At 61.7% G+C, this 20,227-nt stretch carries 10 protein-coding genes; all 10 read right to left on the minus strand.

Annotation, left to right across the window (positions count from 1 at the left end; translation table 11 throughout):
- Positions 1-5 precede the first annotated feature (5 nt).
- Genes VGK48_20115 through VGK48_20160 form a run of 10 tightly spaced genes read right to left on the minus strand, consistent with a single transcriptional unit; the run spans position 6 to position 20,223 of the window.
- Positions 6-659 (minus strand): hypothetical protein, encoded by a 654-nt coding sequence (locus tag VGK48_20115; protein ID HEY2383485.1) that lies wholly within the window; start codon positions 657-659, stop codon positions 6-8.
- Positions 656-4,819: a DUF4157 domain-containing protein gene (locus tag VGK48_20120; GenBank protein HEY2383486.1), complete on the minus strand. Its 4,164-nt coding sequence runs from the start codon at positions 4,817-4,819 to the stop codon at positions 656-658. The genes VGK48_20115 and VGK48_20120 overlap by 4 nt, the downstream gene beginning before the upstream one ends.
- A gap of 22 nt (positions 4,820-4,841) precedes the next feature.
- Entirely contained in the window at positions 4,842-6,293 is a 1,452-nt protein-coding gene (locus VGK48_20125; GenBank protein ID HEY2383487.1) for a glycosyltransferase family 25 protein, read from the minus strand.
- A 6-nt stretch (positions 6,294-6,299) separates the two neighbouring features.
- Positions 6,300-8,264, minus strand: a complete 1,965-nt coding sequence (locus tag VGK48_20130) for an ATP-binding protein (protein HEY2383488.1) — start codon at positions 8,262-8,264, stop codon at positions 6,300-6,302.
- A complete protein-coding gene (locus tag VGK48_20135; GenBank protein ID HEY2383489.1) occupies positions 8,257-9,741 on the minus strand; it encodes a hypothetical protein in 1,485 nt (494 codons plus the stop codon). The genes VGK48_20130 and VGK48_20135 overlap by 8 nt, the downstream gene beginning before the upstream one ends.
- An 8-nt stretch (positions 9,742-9,749) precedes the next feature.
- Positions 9,750-13,523, minus strand: a complete 3,774-nt coding sequence (locus tag VGK48_20140) for a hypothetical protein (GenBank protein HEY2383490.1) — start codon at positions 13,521-13,523, stop codon at positions 9,750-9,752.
- 13 nt (positions 13,524-13,536) lie between these two features.
- Positions 13,537-15,282 carry a hypothetical protein gene (locus VGK48_20145; protein ID HEY2383491.1) on the minus strand — a complete coding sequence of 582 codons (1,746 nt, stop codon included), beginning with the start codon at positions 15,280-15,282 and terminating at the stop codon, positions 13,537-13,539.
- A 9-nt stretch (positions 15,283-15,291) separates the two neighbouring features.
- Complete coding sequence (locus tag VGK48_20150; protein ID HEY2383492.1) at positions 15,292-16,968, minus strand: Ig-like domain-containing protein; 1,677 nt, start codon at positions 16,966-16,968, stop codon at positions 15,292-15,294.
- Between the two features lie 10 nt (positions 16,969-16,978).
- Positions 16,979-17,842 (minus strand): hypothetical protein, encoded by an 864-nt coding sequence (locus VGK48_20155; GenBank protein HEY2383493.1) that lies wholly within the window; start codon positions 17,840-17,842, stop codon positions 16,979-16,981.
- Between the two features lie 32 nt (positions 17,843-17,874).
- Positions 17,875-20,223: a phage tail protein gene (locus VGK48_20160; GenBank protein HEY2383494.1), complete on the minus strand. Its 2,349-nt coding sequence runs from the start codon at positions 20,221-20,223 to the stop codon at positions 17,875-17,877.
- Positions 20,224-20,227: the final 4 nt, after the last annotated feature.

A 20,227-nucleotide genomic window follows, 5' to 3' on the forward strand; every position in this document is an offset into this window, starting at 1 on the left:
TCGGGCTAATAGTCGTCACGGTCGGGCGAGAATCCGAACTCGCATGCGCCTTTGAGCTCACCTGACCGATCGAGGGGGTCGGTTGCGCGAGCACGCAGCCGGCGCAATGCAGCCTCAAGCAGTGGCTGGTTGAGCGGGTAGAGCGGGTTCGGGTCCTCGTCCGGATACGTGAACGCGCTGAACAGCGTGTTCTCGATCGAGAAGTCGACCCATGCGCGGCTTTCCGTGGGAAGCAACTGCAGTCTGAGCTCGATCCCCGGATACGAGAGCCATGCGAGTTCCGGACGGTCCGGAGAATCAGTCGTGCGCACCCAGACGCGTATGTCCAGGCCGAGCTCTACGGAGGTCACGGGCAACGGATGCGTGCGGATTGCGTCCAGCAGGCGCGCGCGAAACTGCTCGGCCCGCTCGTCCGCCGTCCGCGTGAGGCGTATCGGACCGTCGCCGGCGAGGAGCGTTGCGGTACGCACGCGCGCGAGCGGTGCGAAATCCGCGAGGAGGCCGTCGACCGTGGCCGCCACCCAGCGGTTCACGGCGGCCGCATCGCCGCCCGGGAATGCAAGGTTGGCCTGCCAACTGGCGGCGTCCTGCTTCCAGCGCCAGGTATCGGCGATCTCCTCGCGTGAAGCTGCGTCGTTGTCTGGGGCGTTCGTGCTCATAGTCGTGTCGTTCCTGCGACATCGATGGTAACTGCCCCGCCGTCCACCTTCAAGAGCAGCCGGCGCGACTCGCCTGCCGCCCCCTTGTCGAGCACTTCGACCCAGCCGACGTCGTTAGCGCGCTCCGGATTAGCCCTGATCGAGTCCAGCCACTGGCCCCTGACCTCGGCGACGATGTCGGCATTCGTCTGTGGAAACGTGCCGCTGCCCGCGTCGAGCCGGACGAGCCCGCCGCTCTGGCCCTTTGCCGCATGCCCGCTGATCTGCGAGGCGGCCTTGCGAAAGTTTCGCTTGATCGCATCCTTCCCTATTTTTCCCGCCTCATCTCCAATCGCCTTCACCTCCGCGAGCGCATCGGGCTTGCCGCCGCCGGTGACGCTGAATTCCGGCGTCTCGACGCCCTTGACGTCGCTCTCCGGAATTGCGCGGACAGAGCGGTCCTTTCCGAAGACCGTCCTCCCTTCGAGGATGTCGGTCGCGGCGTTCGTCTCCGCCTTCGCGCGCGCGAGGGCGGCCTGGGCACGGGCGAGTGCCTTCGCGCTATCCGTCGTGCCCTTGCCCGCCGCGGCGATGCTCCCTTGGATCTTCGCGACGTTGGCCTCCTCCTTGGCAACTCGTGCAAAGCGCGACACGAAGTCGCCCGAGACGCGCCCGGCGTACTTCTCGCCGAATTCGGCTGTCTTCACGAGCGCGCTGGCTGCGGCCTGGCTGCTGTACACGCCCTTCTGATTGAGGCGAAGCAGTTCGGCGGCTCCTTCGATCGCCTCGGCGTCACCCGTCGCTGCGATGCTACTGAAGGCCCTCACCGCATCTTCGCCGAGCCGGTCGAGCGTGATCGCGTGTTCGGCGGTGAGGCCGGCGTCCATCAGGCTCAGCGCCCGGCCCGGTCCCATACCCTCGACCAGCCTGGCAACCATCGTCTCGTCCTTCGTGAGGGCGATCAGGCGCAGCAACTGCTGGCGCGAAGCCACGCCGAGCATGGTGTCGAGCTTGTTCACGTTCTTGAACTTGTCGAGCAACTCGAAAAGCTTCGTGTCCGAGCCCGCACTGATGAGCAGGCTCGACAGCACCTCGGCGTCCTTGACCTTGCCGATCAGCGCCGTGAGCGACTTGCCGTCCTTCACGTAAGCGAGCGCCTCGAAGAGCTTGTTTCCGTCGCCTGAGAAGTGTCCAAGCAGGGTGTCGGTGAGTTTGGCATCGCCAATCCGCTCGACGAGCTTCGCCGCCAGCGCCGCGTCCGTCTCCGCGAGCTTCGTCAAAGCGGGAAGCCGCATCGCGCGAATCCCTTTCAACGCCAGCTTGCCGACAAGCGCACCGAACAGGCCGGCAGTCGCCAGTTCGATGACGAATGAGACCCACGCCATGGTCAGCGCGTGCTCGGCAGCCTCGACCGTGACACCCTGGATCTGCAGCTGGGTGTCGAGCCGTGCCAGGTCGAGCCGGCGCCTCGCCTCGCCGAGGTTCTTCGCCGAGCTGTAGACGCCTATGCCGATATCGATCGCCGTGAGAATGAGAGCACCGACCCCCGGCACGATCAGCGAGCCGATCAGCAGGGCGCCGCGCAGGAAGCCCATCAGTAGATTGGCGACGGCGGTGTCGATGATGTCCGTGACCCGCCACATCGCGATGGTATAGGCCTGGAACGGGTTATCCCGGACCACCACCTGGCGCGTCGCCTGCTGCCAGAGCGAGGTGTATTCGAAGAGCCCGATCTTCAGGCGCGTCTTCGCCTCGACCACGACAGCTTCTCCATAGTTCTCCGGCTTGTAGCTACCGTCGGCGATGTTTGCCTTCACCTTCCCGTAGGCGTCAATCGCCTTCTGCAACTCCTCGCGCTTGTCGGCGCGTCCCTTGGGCGAGTCCAGCTCCGCGGCCTTTCCGCGAAGCACTGTCACCGCCGTGCGCAACTCCTCGACGTTATCAATCGTCACGGTTGCGCCGTTGATCGTCGACGACTTGATCTCGCCGGTCTCGAGCTTGTTCGCGACGTCCTCGATCATCCACGCGGCGAGCTTGTAGCGCCCGCTGTTCTGCGGCGCCCACGTGTTGAAATTATCGTAGGCATCCTTCAGCTCCTTGTAGTTTGCGTCGACCCATTCGTTCGCAATCGTCTTGAGCATCGGGATCCACGTCCCGTCGAGGAACTTATCGGCCTCCTTGCCGCGGTTGTCGATGATCTTCTTGATTGCTTCCCAGCTTAGATCGACGCGCTCGGCAATTTCCGCACGCGCATGCGCGCGCTCCGTGTCCTTCGCCGCGGCGAGCGCGTTAAGCTCGGTCAGCAGGACCAGAAGAAATGCTCCGAGGCCGAAGTTCGGAGGAAAATCGGCCTTGCCCGCAATCGCGACCGCGTTGGTAACAATCTCGACATCGACTCGCGCGCCCCCTCCGACGTGCGACAGCACCGTGTTGATACCTTGCGCGAGATAGAACTCGCTTTCATAGATCGTCCGGGGATCGCCGGCGAGGTCGTCCAGTTCCGGGTGCTCCTCGGGATCATCGATCGCGGCGACCAACTCGCGATTGCTCTTCTCCGCAGCATGGCCCGTCGTGACGAGTTTGGCGAGGAGCTCATATGCCGCCTGCCGGTCCGCCATGCGGACCAACGCGCTGTTCAGTTCCGGATCGCTCTTCGACGCCATCAGGAAGGCGTCGGTGAGCTTGTCGAGGATCCTGGACTTCTTTGCGTCAAGATCGAGCGCGGAGAGGTAGACCTTGAAGTCGAGGCCGCTCATGGTCCAATCGTCGAGCACGAACCGGGTCGTCGCCTCCACCGCATTCGCGGCGATCCACGTGTCGAGGATCACGTGCCTCCGGTCCGCGGCCAGATCGGCGCCGCTCGGCTTGTAGCGCGTCAGGTCGAAACCGGGGGGGACGAACTCGAGCGCCGCAATCATCTGGACGTACTCGCCGAGGTACTTCTCGCTGAACGCTTTGGGCGACGTGCCCGGCGCAAGATTGAACGACATCGCGAAGTCCCACACCGAGTCACTCAGTTTCGGCGGGACAACACCGCCGACGACGGCCGGTGCGGTCGCCACCTCGGTCTCGAGTACCAAGAGGACGAAGTCCGCGCGATCGCTGAGCGACTTCCAGTGGAGCGATTGTTCCCCCTTCGCGTCGAAGTCGCTGTGAATGCCAGGCAGGACCGCAGGCCAGTCGATCGTGCCCGGATCCACGCCGAGGTACGCCTCGAGGTCTGCACGCACCGCTTGCTTCCGGAATTCTGCGGCGCGCTTGTTGAGGACACTCACGAGGCCGGAGAGGCTGGAATCCGGCGCATCGACCCAGCCCGGCAGATCGTTCTCCACCAGCCTGCGCACCACCGGGCCTACGAGAAACCCCCTCGTCTCGGGTACGGGTACGCCCGCCGGCGCGAGCGCGGCGGTCATCGCCGTGTCAAGCTTATCGAGGAGCCCGGGATCGGTGTCGAAGCGGGAGCCTGTTTCGGCGTCGGGCCGCAGATCGATGCCGAGGTACTCTCCCCGAAACAGCATCCAGACCGAGAGTTCGTCCGTGCCGTCCTTCAGGATGCTGTGGAACACCTTGCGTTGAACGTGGGCGGTATGCTCCTGCTGTATGACATGCGTCAGCTCATGAGCCAGCAATCTCCGTCCCTCATTCGATTCAGGCTCATATTGACCTGCGCTAAAAGCGATGTTCCGCCCGGCAGTAAAGGCTTTTGCATTTATCGCCTTTGCAGTGCCGGCAGCATGCGCGTCGGTGTGTACCCGCACTTGACTGAAGTCCGCACCAAACCGCGACTCGAAAAAAGTGCGTGTGGCGGGAGGCAACTGGCTGCCCCTTTCGTCCAGGGCGCGTACGTTCGATGGCGCCGACGGGCTGACTCGAGGGGCCGGGGCAGATTCGTTTTTGTCCTGCACTTGCCTCTGTATCGGAACCATCGGTCCGGCGCCAGAGGGTCCGTCAACGGAACCCATTACCTTCTCAGCGACTTGATCGGCCTCGCGCTCCGAGGGATCATCCACCGCGCCGACTGCCGGCTTGCGTTGCACACCCTGGGCGAGGAACAGCGGCATGCCCGCTGGTGCGCCGTAGACGGATGCCGGATCAGCAGCCGAAGCAGCAGTTTCGGCATGCTCAGCCGACACTTCTGCCTTGCGCTTGGACTTCCGCTCGACAGTGACTCCTTCTCCCATGGTTTACCGCTATTCGCCGAAACTACGACGGAATGCGCTGCCTGACCTCCGAAGACTCGTAGGGCAGCAGGTTTTCCTGGGTCGCGATCACCGGCGAGACCAGGAATTTTCGTTCCAGTATCGAAGATGCATAATATTGATCGATTCCGCGATAGTTCTGCAGCCACGCTTCCATGGCCGCCGCATCCGATGGAATATCGTCAAGGAGGCGCCGATACGCGGACTCATGGTATGCGAGGGCGTGACAGGTTGTAACCGGTCCGGCCTGTTCCAGGCGTGTGCAGCCTTCAACCAGGGGAAACGTATGTTCCCAGCGGCAAGCTCCCAAGTACAGCAAGCCCCAGTCGCGGCCTTCGAGCTCGCGAATCGCCGTCTGGAGGTACGCATTTGCGTCCGTTGTGAAGAGAACGTCGTCTTCGAATACCAGAACATTTTTCAAGCCGAGACGCTGCGCTTCTTCGACGATTGCGCGATGTGACAACGCGCAACCGACATGACGGTTTTCAGGCGTATGAATCGCAGAGAAGCGGCGGATGCGCGAGGCAATGCCAATATTTGCGAAGCGCGCCATGACCGAATCCCATCGAGTTGCCGCCGAATCGAGATTGATACAGTAAATGGCGTCGAAGAAATCGAAAGGATTACGCAACTGTTCGGTGACGGATGCGATGATGCGGTCCGCTGCTTCGGCGCCGATATACTGGCGAAAGTGTTCAGCGGCGCCCGACGGATCGCCTCCCAGTTCGTTCGCCACGATCATGTAATTGCGGATGCGGTCTTCCCAATCGTTCCGGTAACGCACTCCCATCGGCCGCGCGAACCGGTGCACCCAACGCAGAAACGGCAGGCACAGCGTGCGGCCGCCGGCGCGGCGGAATTTTTCCTGAATGTAGCCTTCCTCCGAACCGAAGCCTTTCAAGCGCGGGTTGAATCCGGGCCACGCCGTGCGGCGGCACGCGAACACTCCCAGCCCGTGCATGCCGATTTCGAACGGAGGAGCGCCGGGATCGTCGGCGCGCGGATCGTTGCCCCAGACGCCGAACATCCCGGTGGACCAGCGAGGCTCCATATGCGATGAAATATTTCTCAAGTCGTCATAAAGCAGCGGACCCTGCAACAGGTCGGCCGTGCCGGGATTTGCGAGAAAATAATCCAGCAGCTTGCGCAGGGCTCCCGGCACGAAAAGCACGTGCGAATCGACGCACAGCACGTAATCGCCCGCAGCCTCACGAAAAACAAGATCGCGAATGGATGTTCCGGAGGTTCGATTCCAGGGAAAGTAGCGGTATCCCGCGATCCAATCCTGGAGAGTCTTGAGCTCCCCGCCACATGGGCCGTCGGGATGATTGTCGACTACCAGGATTTCGGTCTCGGCGGCGACCTCCGGATGGTAGAGGCGGATGCTCTGCGCCGTGAAGTAGACGCCATCGTAGTCGTCATAGGTCGCCATGCCGATGGTGAGTTTAGGCTTCATACTTTGTTAAGGACTTTTTGCCGCCTCGGCGGTCTTGATCAGATCCGCGGGCAGTTGGCGGCCGAGCTTCCGATATTCGTCGCTCAGTCCCTGCAGAACGTCCTGATACGTCAGCCGCCGGCTTTCGGCACGGGCGAGCACCGCCGCTGCCAGTACTGCGTTACGGATATTGCCGCCGTACAAATCGACGGAGGCCGAGAGCTGATTCATCTCGCGCGGGCTCAGCGAGTGATTCGTGCCCAAGTGGGATTGCCATAGCGCACGTCTTTCCAGGGGACCGGGCGCCGGGAATTCGATGATCGCGTCGAGGCGGCGGAAGAATGAGGGATCGAATCGCGACTGGCTGTTGCTGGTGAGCAGCACGATGCCGTCGAAGCTCTCGATGCGCTGCAACAGGTAGTTCGTTTGCGCGTTGGCGAATCGGTCATTGGATTCTCTGACGTCCGTGCGCTTTCCAAACATCGAATCGGCTTCGTCGAACAGCAGGACGACTTCGGCGTGTTCCGCCCGGGCGAGCAGCTGCGCGAGATTCTTTTCGGTTTCGCCGATATATTTGCTCGTTACCGAAGCAAGGTCGACGCGATACAGCGGCAGTCCCAGGTGTGTCGCCAGCCATCCCGCAGCGAGCGTTTTACCGGTTCCCGAGGGCCCGCAGAACAGCGCACGAACACCGGGATGGTAGCGTGTTGAGGCGCTGATGCCGAGTCCATACCCCAATCCCTCTCGTCCCCGGCAACGCTGCAGCAGACGGTGCAATTCCCCGCGGAGTCCGGTCGTCATCACCAGAGCGTCGTCCGGGATCCGATGAGTCAGTGGTTGCGCGAGCGCTTCGAGTCCCGCGCCTTCCGTTGTCCATGACGCCGTGGCGACATCTTGAACCTGAACGCGATCGCGCCCGTCCAGCACGCTTTGATAGCGCGCGAGCCGGCCGAGCTGTGCGATCCGTCCGCTGCCGTGGCGGTGGCCGGCCAATTTTCTCGCCAGAGACCGGCTTCCGACCGACGCCTCCCACAGGCGCTCCCGTTCGGCCTTCGGCGGCACGGGGAGCGTCCAGCCCGGGATCGTTTCGCCGCGGGATTCGAGCGTGCCCTCGAGCCCGCACGTGGCGAGCCGCGGCCCGCGATAACGCGGCAATATGGGAAGGGCTTGTCGTTCCCCCGGTCCGAGTTCGAAGCAGAAGACGGGAATGCGATCGCAAAGGACCAGCCAGGGACCCAGGCCCGGCGCCACAGGCAACGGCCGTCCATCTTTTCCGCTTTCGACAAAGACCGCCTGACGTCCCAGAAGCTTGACGATTTCGGCCGCCGCCGCTCGCGCTTCAGCCGGCGATCCGCTGCGCAACACCAGCGAGCGCTGCAAGCCGGCGGCAAGCGCTTTGCTGTGCTTTTCGGCTTCGATCAGGATCGATGCGGGGAGTGGAATTGACGGGGCACCGCCATTGTCGAGTGCCGTGCCGGGCCACGGGATGCAGGCGCGATCGTTCTTTCGCGACGCCAACCCCAGGCAAATCGGCACGGGTACTGCGAGAGCATGTTCGGCAAGAGGCGCGTTTTCGTTCAGAACCTGAAGTAATCCGGATTCGATCGCAGCCCCCGACAGAAGCGCGCCGATGACATTGCCGTCGTCAGCCAGATCGGCGAGCCCTGAGCAAAGCAATCCGATGGTCGGACGCGAACCGCCCACAGGGCGCTGCAAGTAAGCGATCGCTCGGCCGAAGATCGGCTCGGTTTCGACACCGGCCGCAATTGCCGTCGCCAGAATCTCAACGTGATTCAGCTCCAGTTCTCGAGCGACCGCGAGCAGCGCGTGATCGTTTTCGGCTGGCGCATTCAGATACGTTTCAATTTTCCCCGGCGGCCCGAACGATCGCAGGAAGCGTCCTTCGGCCGACTGATCGTCGATAGGCAGCCCCGCCGCCAGCTTTGCCAGCGCGAAGGAACGCAGGCCGCCCTGAATTGGAGATTCAGCCACGAGGACCTCCGCGATACCGGTAATGGAAACGCACCACGCGTCCGAACCACGGCAGCCATCCGGGATTGAGATCGAGGCCGATTTTCCGGATACGAACGTCGGCGGAATCGATGGACAAGCTGACGTCGAGGTCGGTGCGTGTGAGAGTGATATATCCGGCTCGCTGCACAATCTCACGGACAGTGATGCGGCCGTGACGCCAGCACCACCGTCTTACCTTGAGGAACCATATACGAAGGAGACGTTCGTCGATTTCTTCGGGCGTGCTCTGGTCTTCGATTATGCCCGGCCAGCGCAGGACCGGATCGCCCGCCTCGATTCCCGCATGAGCCGCGATGCGAACAAACAATCGCGCAAGGAACACTAAACTGAATTGTTGCTCTTCGATTTGAAGTTGACGAAGTGCGTTAAGAAGAAAGTAGAGGCCGGCTCCGGCCGTCGGTTCGCCGAAGAAAACCTCCTCGCGGGCGCGCGGCGCCGCGCCGGAGTGGTCCAGGTCGAGCGAACGTTCGATCGCTTGCGCATCGCCGGGCGGCGCCGTTTCCGGCGATAGCTCCAGGGCTGCGTCTGTCTCGCCCGCAGGGGCCGGGGGCGGAGCCGGGCGCGCAGCCTTCTTTGAGGGCTGCGATGTGTCATGCGCAAGCATCGTGTGCAAACTCGCCCGGGCGATCTGCACCGCCGACCGGCTATCGGCACTCGACGGTTGAATCGCAATTACCGCCAGTGCTGCGAGCCAGAGCACCTTCGGCGCATCGGGTCCGAAGACGGCGGTTGCCCGCGTCAGCATGGCCGCTATCGGTTCGGAAAAGCGAAATGGAGCCTGCGAGCCGGAGTTGTTCGCGGTTACCAGTTCGGAAAAACGAATTGGAGGAGGGTACGTAGAGTCACTCGCACCCATCTCGCGCAACCAGTGTCCGATTGCTTCATCGGGCAGCAACGTGATCAAGCTGAGGACATCGTGTTGGCACATCACCGAAAGGACTGCGCCCGCGGCGGCCGTCCAGCCGGCCGGAGTTGCCAGAAGCCGTTCGATCAGGCCTGTGATTTGCGCGGGCACGCCCGCGCTTTGGCTCACGCCGCTGACGTGCGGCCAATACCATGCCGCCGCTGGGCGCCGCACGGCGTAGAGCATGAGTAAGGATTCGCACGCCTCCTGCTCGTTGTTGAAGTAGACCGCGTCCGCCGCCGCGGCGCGCGGGTGCAATCCGTGAATCGCTTGCGAAGCCTGCTCCTCCATCGCGTGCTGGAATGCACTCAGCCACGCACCACGATCGCCGTCTTCAGGCAATTCGGTGACCCGCAGACGCCGAAAATAGTAAACGCGGCCTTCGTCTTCGCCGGCAAGAGTGCACAAGCGAAGCGATTCCTCGACGATGAAAGCGAGTTTGTTGCGTGGCGCATGGGCGCCAAGGCGCAAACGGCCCCTTTGCACGTAGCGATCTGTTCGTCCGAGCTGCCGGCGGGCAAATCCTGTCATACGTATCCTTAACGCGAAAACGCCTTATACACGACCGCGTTTTGATCCAGCGCAGTGAAGTGGGCGACGTCACTGGCTTCAAGAGCGACGTTCGGTTTGTAGATGTCGGTGATGGTTGCGTTCACCCCCGAGCCGTCAAGATCGCTGACGACCGCTCTCGCCGCGAGGTCGCCGCCGCTATAGAGCTGGACCGACATGCCGTGCGCCACTCGATCGGAAGGAAGCGTGAGGCGAATCGGATTTCCGATCACCGGCGTTGTCCGCAAAGCGACGGCGCCCGCAATGATGTCGTCGACCGGCGCCTGGCTTGCCAGGAGGATCGCCGTTGCAATCAAATCGTTCATCAGCGACACCGCAGTCGAGTCGTTGTTATCGATTTGCTGAAAGAGCCAGTCGACCAGAAGCTGCATCTGCTGGCGGTCCGTGTAATTCTGCGTGTTCCAGCCCGGCAGGACGGCAAGATTCTGGAGGCTTACCGTACCGTCGTTGAGGAAATTCGCCCACTGCAGGCGATCCACCGGAAGGGCCTGCCCGACACGCGTATAGAGACAGGTCGCCACGCTCGAGATCTGTTGCAGTGAGCGCGACGCCGCCGTTGTGATCTCCGGGTGAACTGCCGCCGCGCTCAGGAGGTCGCCAACCGCAGCAACACTGCTCATCACCGTGACCTGCGCTGACCAGCTTTGATTGACCAGCATCGCGGGATTGAAGCTCGCGCGCGTGGTCTGTATCGACCGCATGGTTTGCTGATTTGCGGAGAAGATATTGGAAATCGTGGAGGCGAAGACGCCCGTTGCCGACTCGGCGGAAGAAACCGCTGCCGGCAGCTGTAATTGCAGTGCGGCGCGGGCCTGCGTGCTTACGGCAAGATCCTGCACCAGGCTCGGCCGCTCCAATTTCGTAAGCTGTGTCAGGATCGGCGGGAACCATCGGACCGGTGCTTCGCGCAGCAACGCTACGATCTCGCGGAGCTCGGGCGGAATTGCGATGGACTGCTTGAGGCAAGCCGGAACGGGGCTTGCGACATTGGCCGGAACCAGCTGGCGGCTGGGGGCGTCCTCTCCTGTGATCACCGTGCGCGGCCGAACATATGCGACGAACGTCACGTACTGCTGAAGCACGCTTGTCCGCTGTGCATTGACATTTGCGACTCGTGTCTGCTCGTCGGCGAACAAGGCTTGCACAAAGGACAGATTCTGCCGCGCCTGCGTCAGATCATTGCCGAGCTGTGCCAGGAGCGATTGCGCGGAATTCATATCCGCTTGAACTCGAGTCAGGGCGGCGGCCGCAAGCGACAGGAAATCCTGATATTGCTGGATGCGCGCCTCCACAGCCCGCAGCAGCTGCGTATTCTGCTCGAGGACGTGCACGCCTGTTGAAAACAGCGTCGATTCGTCAGGGTTGGTGCTGAGCGCCGAAGGCGTCGCGATTTGCGGGTTGTTGACGAACTGGTACAACTGCGCCGCGCGATTCGGATCGGCCGTGCTGCGCAGATCCGCTACGACGAAGGGAGTTGTGGTGGACGGAAGATTGTCGACGAGAACCGGCAAATCATCGATGGTGATTTCGAGAGCCGCAAGGAGCTGCAGGACAGCCATGCGGTTGCCTATGGAGTAAAACATCGCTTCCTGCGCGGGTGACGGCGCGAGACGTTCGGCGATGGTCAGCGTCCGCAGATTCAGTTGCGCTCCGACAATCGGAGCCTGCTGCGTGATATCCACCTGCGTGACCGGGGCCTGCACCACTTGTTGCAGGTTTACCGCCGTGAACGCGGCTGAAGATGCGGTCAGGGCTTCCGCCGCGATCGGCTTTGTGGTCACTTGTTGCGCGATGTTCTGCGCGATGTTCAGCTTCTGTGTATTGAGGAACGTGGGCGGTGGGACCGGGCTGAGGCTGGCTACCTTTTGGATGGTCAAAACCGAGCTTATGCTGCCAAGCCTCGGCGGCGGCGTGGTCGTCGTTGCCGCCGCCGCCGGGGCTGATGGAGGAGGCTGAAGCGAACTGAGGTAGTCGCGAATATTCTGTGCTGTTGCGGCAGCCGTGTCGCCGGAAGCGATGTTGGCAAGAATCGGCGAAACGGCGAGGCGACTCGCGTCGGTGGTGTTCAGCACATTCTGGCGATACCGGTAGATATCGGTTTGGGCCGTGAGAAACGCGAGGTCCAGCAGATCGTTTGCCTTATTCAGTCTGGCGGTGACGAGATCGATGAAGTGCTGAATACCGTTGGTCTCGAGATCGGTCCAATCCGCCGCGTTAAACAGCGGAATCTGGACGCCATTGGCGGTGACGGTATATGGCGCTGCCGCGGCGGTGTTCTGGAGTGACTGCAGATCGGTCGAGACATAGTTGCCAGCGGAGACCGCGGTGCCGAAGCTTTCGCCCGCCAGCGGGGAAAACACCGGCGTTGCCGTGAGTTCGCCGGCTTCATCGTCCGTCAAACCCGCTTTTGGATCAATTAATGGTTCATTGAGCAAAGGCGCCAGAGCATTTTCTTCCTGCTGGATGATGAAGCGATGCTGGAGCACGATGTTGCGCGTCAGCGTCGCTGCGTCCACCTCCGCCTGAAACTCGGGACCAGGTACTTCCGTGACCAGGATGTCCGGATCGAATACCGCGTCGGGCAGGGGAACCAGAATCTCGATGGTTTCGTTCTGCGCCGTCTCGAGCGGGGCAGCCGTCATCGAAGCCTGAACCGCGCCTTCGAGTTCCGCTGCGAAAATCGGTGCGGCAGTAACAGACCAGTTCGAGGGACCCCACAAGGCGGTTTTGTTCGCGAAGTCCATCGTGTAGGACGGCAAGACTCCAGCCGGCGGAAGAAATACGAATTCGTTCGCAATCAAGCCCGGAGGTGAGGAGGGCGTCAGATCATCGCCGAGTTGTTCCGCGAGTTGATTGACCCGCGCGCTGGCCAGCGCCGGCTGCACCTCGGCCAGACTGTCCTGAAAAGGCCGAAGATAGCGGCGTCGCGGCAAGCCTCCGGCGCGCACGACCGCGGACCGATCCGCGAACAGCAGCTTCGATGTGGCATCGAAGGCGGCGAGCGCGAGCGGAACTCCGAAAAACTCCCACGGCAGATAATTGTCGGCGTCGAGCGCAAGCTCTGCGTTGAAGATCGTATACGCGAGGCGATTCCGCCATGTAGTTGCAGGCGTTGCCGCGGGAAGTGTCAGTGCGGTGTTGACCGGCGGCCAGGTGACCAGCACCAGTCTCGCGCCGTCGACGATCTGCGAATCGTCGAATGCGTCCTCCGCCGGGTCCTGGTCACAGGAGGTGTCGAGATTGCCGGATACGATCAGGTTGCCTGAACCCGTGTCGACTTCCGATCCCGCGACATCCGCAACGATGGGCTGCAGTAGAAACACACCTGCCCAGGGCTGCGTCGGCCCGGCGAACTTGCTGAAGTCGGCAATGTAGGTTCCTGTCGCACCGTCGATCACGGCGAGCCCGCTCAACGTGGTCTGCATCGCCCGCACCAGCGTGACATCCTGTCCCGACGCTGAAATTCCGTAACCGGGGCTCAGGTTCAATGCAGGGTCGGCCACCGTCAAATCTATCGACAAATTCAGCCCCTGCACCGTGCCCTGCGTCACCGCCTGACCAAGCAACGTAAGACGCCCCGCCCGATAGGCTTGCTCATTGGTGAGCGCCGTATCGCTCAGGGTCCGGCCCGTAAACAAGGACAGGCGCTGCAACCAATCCGCGCCGACCTGTTGCAGGAGTTCCGGTTCAATTGCGAGGAGGCTTTCACCTTGCAGAGCGTCTTGAATTTGTGTTGTGGCCATAATGCGCTTCTCTCTATGTGTTTTCCGGTTCGACGATATTCGGCCGTAGCGGGATGGCCGTGACCGGCGCGACCGTCAGGATAGGATTGATCGTCAACGGCGGCCGTATGGTGAGCGGCGGCGTGGTCAGAGGCAAGGTCGTTAATGGGGGTCGTAAAGTAACCGGAGGCGTAGTCGGGCGGAGGGTAAGCGTCGTTCGGATCGTAGTTGTTGGCGCGGGCGTCGTTGTGGTGGGACGCGGGGTTGTCGTTGTGGTTGTTGGAACTGCGGTAGTAGTTGTCGGTGACGGTGTGGTCGTCGTCGTTGTTGGAGCGGCGGTCGTTGTGGCGGGTCGTGGGGTCGTGGTTGTCGTGGTCGTTGTAGTTGTCGCCGGAGACGCAGTCGTCGTGGTCGTCGTCACGGGCGGCGGCGGTGTCGCAAAACGAATAGCGGCCGCGGAACTCTTGCGTCGAATGTAAAACCCGTAGGTTTGACTTTGGATTATCGCCTGCCAGCTGTTATTGGCGGCGGCCGGCGCAAGCACGATGCCGGTTGCCCCCTGGTAGAAGCGCAGCAGATCGATGGGTTGGCGTCTGCTGAGCACCTGCGGAAGCGTGCTGGTAATGGGAACTTCCGGCAGGCGATTCGACAACGCCGAGAAGCCGCTGCGCGGAACGGGAATCATCGCGAAAATCGTTAAATCCGTGTATGCGCCGCCGTCGAGGGTCAGATCGATCGGCGGCAGCGACAAGCTGTCTTCGATTAACGCCGGGAGTTCGTCGTCCGGAACGATGCTCAACCGCACATCCGCCTGGGGAGGAAAAAAGAGCTGTGTAAAGCCGTCCGTGTTGATGCCCGAAAGAGGAAAGCGGCCTGCGGGCGGCAGCGCTTGAAAATGATCCGTCGCGGCGAATCTCGCCGGAAGATTCTGGCGAATGAAAGTGTTCACTGCCTGCTGTAATTGGGAGTCGTATTGCTGCAAGTAGGCCTGCTGCGTCGCCGGATCGGTGAGGCCGAATCGAACCCCACTGAACCCGGCGCCCGCCGCGCGGCGCAGCATGTAGGTATCAAGCCATTGAATCACTCCGTTTTGAAGACTCACGAGCGCCAGCGGTAGAAGTGAATTCGGGAGTTGGCCTTGGTTGCCCGACAGGAAAATCTGCCGGGCCAGCGCCGCCTGTTTGGTGGTCGCATCGCTCGAGTTGATCGGATCGGGATACGGAAAAAGCGCGATCGATGTTGCTTCGATGATGTCGCCGTCGTGCGTGGATCGTGTTCCTTGAATCGTCGTCGGATACCCGGCGATCGGATTGCCCGTAAGCTGCACCGGCTGCAGCCCGATTGCGAATAGCCCGGTGCGATTTGCGGGCGCGGGGCCGGGTTCCGTGGCGATGCCGAATTTCAGGTCGAGATTCGGTTGCAGTGCAATGCCGGCAAGGTGAAACGTCAGGTTTGATGGAACGAATACCTGTTCTCCCGCCGGCGTGATGCCGCTACCTGCGGTGATGGTGATGATATCTGATGATTGTCCGTTCGTGGAGACGATGCTGACCAGCAAACCTCGCAGTACTCCAAATCCGGGAGCGCGGCCCAGGTCGGCTTGCCGCTGCAGAAAATAATCCTGCTCGCGCTCGAGGTCGCGCGCGGCGAGGAAGCGGCCATCGAACCAGAGTGGTCGTGTGCGCCGGGTGTCCACAACCGCCGACCCGTTGTTCTGATAACGCGCGAGATCGTCTGGCTGAAGAACGGGTCTTGTATCGCCTTGTGTGAAATTCGCCATGAGGAATCCTCAAGTCGTGACGGCCAGGCTGGTACTGGCCTCATAGTTCGTGTCGCCCAGATAAGAGGCTGTGAAGGAGTGCGCGCCTGCAGCAAGGGCCGGGAGCACCAGCGTCGCGACGCCGGAGTGAATGTCGGCCGTTCCGAGGACGGTGGTTCCGTCTTTAAAGACCACGGCGCCGGTCGCGGCCGCAGGTGTCACAGTCGCGCTATATTGTGTCGCCTGCGCGCCCGTAACGGCCGACGCCGTGAGAGCCGTTGTCGTCTGCGCCAGCGTGAAGCTCACAAATGCGGGGACCGACCGCCGGCGAACGAAGTATCCAAATGTCTTCTGTCCGATCGCCGACTGCCACGTGATTCCTTCAGCAGGTGGCGCTATGACTGGAGCAAGCTGGAAAAACCGCAGCAGGTCCAGCGGACTTTGAATGCTGACGGCCAGCGGCACCTTACTTGAAAGCCCTATGGGTTGCAGCGTCGCGGCAAGGTTGCCGAAATCTTTGCGCGCGACGGGAACCAGCATCAGGATCGCAAGATCTGCATACGCGTTCGCGGTAAGAGTCAGGTCGATCGGCGCCAGGGACATGCTGTCTTCGATCAGCGCAGCCAGTTCGTCTTCCGGAACCAGGCTCAGGGTTACGTTTGTTTGCGCCGGAAAGAAATTTTGCGTCAGCGCTACGGTGTCGATGCTCGCGAAAGGGAATCGGCCGGCCGGCGGGAGAGCCTGAAAGTACGCAGCCGCAGGAAAATTCGGCGTCTGTTTCGCGGTTACCATCGGACCGGCGATCTGTTGAAGTTGGGCGTCGAACTGCCGCAGGTAGGCCTGTTGCGTCGCAATATCGGCAAGCCCGAACCGCAGGCCGTTCGGCTCCGGGCCGGAATCGCGTCGAACCATCCACTCATCGAGCCATTGAATCGTGTTGCGGTCGATGCTGATCATCGCGATGGGCAGCAGTGAATCCGACAGCGTTCCCGGATTATTTTCCACGAACACCTGCCGCGCCGCCGCGGCGTTTTTCCAGGTCGAATCGAAGTTCGCCGCGGGAATCGGATACGGAACGAGCGACACGGCTGTGGCTTCAATAATGCTGCCGTCGTGAGTCGTGCGGCTGCCTTGAATGTCGCTCGGATATGAGGTGATGGGATTCGCCGTGAACTGCACCGGCCGCAGGGCAAGCACATACAGGCCGCTACGCGTGCGCTCGACGGCCACTGGCATCTCTGACAGTCCGAATTGAACGTTGAGATCCTGTTCCTCCGCAAGGTCGGAGATCCGCACAGTCAGATCGGCCGCAAGCATCACCAGATTGCCGCCCGGCGTGTTGCCTTGTCCGGCGCCAATGACGATGGTTTCGGCATCTGCTTCGCCGCCATTCAGCACACGAGTGACTGTGAGGCCGTGGATCACTCCAAAGCCTGCGGCCTGGCCGAGCGTCGCCTGCCCTTGCAGGAAATAGTTTTGATCGCGCTGCAGATCCGGCGCAGCGAGGAGCCGGCCGTCGAACCAAAGGGGCCGCGTCCGGCTGCTGCCGGGTACGACGGAATTGTTGCCCAACGGCGTCAGCGAAATCACCGGCACAGGCAGCGGCACGGGCGCGGGCTGCGGCTTGATCGTGAGGCCCGGAAGCTTGATCAGGCTGAGGCTGACCGGCTTCACGCTGGTGATGCTCGTAAGATTCAGGTTCGCCATGGTCGATGCCTCACGACTCCGTTCCTGAGCCGAGGCCGTTCCAGCGCGCCAGAATCGACGACGGAATCACGAACAGTCGGGACGAATTGTTGATGTTTGTATTATTGAAGCCATTCAGGTTCCACGCCGGTGGATTGCCGCCGCTGCCCACGGTCGCGGGAACGAGAATGCGGGCGAGGAACACGGCGGTCTGGTCGAAGCCGGGCGGATATTCAGCAGGCTGTCGCTGCGGCCCAAGCGTTCCCGCCAGAAGCGACTGTTGCAGCGACGCGAGCGGCGGCTGATTCGCGCCCAAACCGGCCCAGGGATCCAATGGCGTCTTTGGAGTGGCGTCCGTGCGCAATACCAGTTGCATTGCGAATCCATCGAGCAGCCGGTTCGCCGAAAACGCGTCGGTCGCGTCGTAGTCGTCTTGCGAAGCGAAACACGGAGTGACGCCGCGAGTGCAACTCGCGAATGTTGCGAACACGTCGATCATCAAATTCGTCGTGTCGTGGATCGCCGTGTTCGGGTCCGCGATCGCCACTGTCCCGGGTGACTGGCCGGCTTGCTGCGCCTGCCACGCCTGTACGTACTGCGTGAGCCAGTCTTGGAGGACGATGCAAATGATGCGGGGCACCTCGATGATACGTCCCACACGGTCGATCGCCATGCCGGCCGTGACCTGAATTTCGAGTTTCGTGGGATCTGCGTTGCCGTCGGTCTGTACCAGCAAGCCCGACACGGTGCCTGAGCCGGTGAGCTGTAACAGCGCGCGCGCCAGGCGGCCGCGATGATAATCCTGCTCGGCCTGAAAATCTTCCACGCCGAGCATGCGTCCGGTGGAATAGAACACGCGCAGAGGCTGCGGAGGGGGATTCAAGGTGTCAGCCATGTTCAGCTCCTATTTCAATTCTCCTAGTCGATCTATACACTGGCCTGTCCGTTCTCCCAGCGCGGGTCGAGGCTGGGTGCGTGCTGGACCACGTCATATCGGCCCATACGGCTGCTGTCGACCACCACGGGATCCGCCGGTGGCTCCGGTGCGAGATAGGTGTTCGCTCCGAGCAGAGAAGCAAGGCCGATGAGAAAAGGCTGCGTGGCGGTCTGGATCGACGCCGCAATGTGCGCGGGCTTTTCTGCTTCGACGATCTGCTGGATGAGATTCACATCCACCTGCTCTACCTGGTTGTGAACGAAAACGATCATTCTCCAGGCCAGGCTGTCGAGGAACGCCTGTACCTGCGCCTGTTCCTGAGGGAGTTCCACCGTGCCGGCGAATTCAGTAAGAAAATCCGGATTGTGAGGATCGCCAAGGAACAGTGTGTCGCCGACGAAGGAATTCGAGTTCCCGCTGAATCCGGGCAGCAAGGGATCGTTCGTAATCGACAAATCGGCCCCGAGAACAGTCGCGAACGTGTGACGCAGGCGGAACGCTTCGACAACGAACACCGCGCCACGAGTCGCGAGGCCGTTGGTGGCGACGTCGATTGCTTGTGAAATGCCGGCCACCGTGCCCCGCTTCCGATGCAGATCCGGCGCCGCCAGCAGCAAGTCTCGCTGACGATCGGGTGGATAAAGACTGGGATCGACGCCGATCCACCCGCCAAGCCAGGAGATGGCTTCGTCAGGAGTCGATTCGGGCCGCGTCAGTAAATACGCGTTCGCGATCCGGTCCTCAATACGGGTCATCTGCGCTTCGAAAAGATTGACGAATCGCTCAAAGAAATTGCGTCTCGTGCTGGATCCAGGCGCATCAGCGTCCGGGCCGAACTTATGTTCGCGATACAGCTCCGGTAAATAGTGGTCGACGTACGAATAGCGCGATCCCCAGACGCGAACCGCCGCAACTTCCGGAGTGCTGCGCCGGTCGCCGGTGAGCTGAAGACGCAATGCGAGATAACGTCCGCTCAGGTTTCGCACGGCCGTCCCCACGCGTTGAATCAGCACCATGAACAGTCCCTGTGAATTCGGAATCGGATCTCCGCTGAGCATCGGCTTCGCGAACGCAACTTCGGAAGGCGTCGAAACCCAGGTCCCCTGGGGTGTTTCAGTGGGAACGGAAGTCGGGTCGACGTTGCCGAACATATGCGGATACCACGTCACCGAAGTCGTACCCGAGGTGAAATCCGCAGGATTATTTGACGCCCCGAGCCAAACCAGTACTCCGCATCGCGGCGGCAAAATCGCTTCCATGAACAAGCGATGCCATGTGGTCTGGGGCGATCCGCTGTCGATGATCTTTGCCGCGATGGGATCCGTGGTTCCGGCCGGCGCGAGAGAATTCAGCGACAAGGGCAGTAGCGGGTATAACGAACTTCCACGGGAGTAATACGGAGGCAGACTGAGCGTGTGCGCGAACGGCCCCGAGTTGACGCCGGAGAGGATATAGGTATCGCCTGCCGGAACGAGCTTTACCGGTGCGCCCTGCAAATCGAAAATCAAGGCCTCGTTGAGCGAAGTTGCAAGTACGGCGAGTTGTTGTGCGCCGATCCATGCAATGCCATAAGGAAATATCGTTTCAGAGAATGTCCATGGAATTGTCAGTCCGGTTGTTTCGTTGAACATTCGAAGGAATGCGGCGGTGTTGCTCGCGTCATTAGCCGCCCAGGAAATCATGGCGAACTGGCCGCCGGCCATCGCGGTAATTGCGATCCACGTTTCCGATGACGGCAGTGGATATCGCGCGACGATCTGCGGTGGATCCGGATTTGGGCTGCACGAGCGCAGAATGCCCGGATCGGGTGTATCCAGCGGTCCGACCTGAAGCGGTAGCCCGGCAACCCTGCCCAGCTGCGGAGTTGTTCGATCGAGGGCCAGCACGCCGCCTTCTTGAAGCGAGACCAGCCGCCAGAAGTGAAAATCGGGAATCGTGAGGGTGAAGTCGGGCCAGCGATTCCGCCGGTCTATCAGCACCAAAGATCCGCTCACGGCGATGTACAAGACACCGTCGAATCCCATTGCCAGATCGGTGACAGTCTGACCGGCCGGCGGCGTGTAGATGGCGACTTCGCCTGTGACCACGCCCCCGGCGAACACCGTCGAGGCCGTTTGATCCCAGCGTGCGTAATTGCCGAACGCATCCTGAGTCATCGGCGTGAGCTCGACCATTGCCGTGGCGGTTGCAAAGACTTCGACGGGAGGATTTCCGGTGCGAAGGCTCCGCAAATGAAGCCGCTGCCTGTCCGGACAGAAGTACAGCGTGTCCGAACCGCCGGGCGGAAGCCAATCCGCGGCGGTGTTCAGCATCCAGAAATTGAGTCCGTTTGCATCCATTGGA

Source organism: Terriglobia bacterium (genome assembly GCA_036496425.1).
GTDB lineage: Bacteria > Acidobacteriota > Terriglobia > 20CM-2-55-15 > 20CM-2-55-15 > 20CM-2-55-15.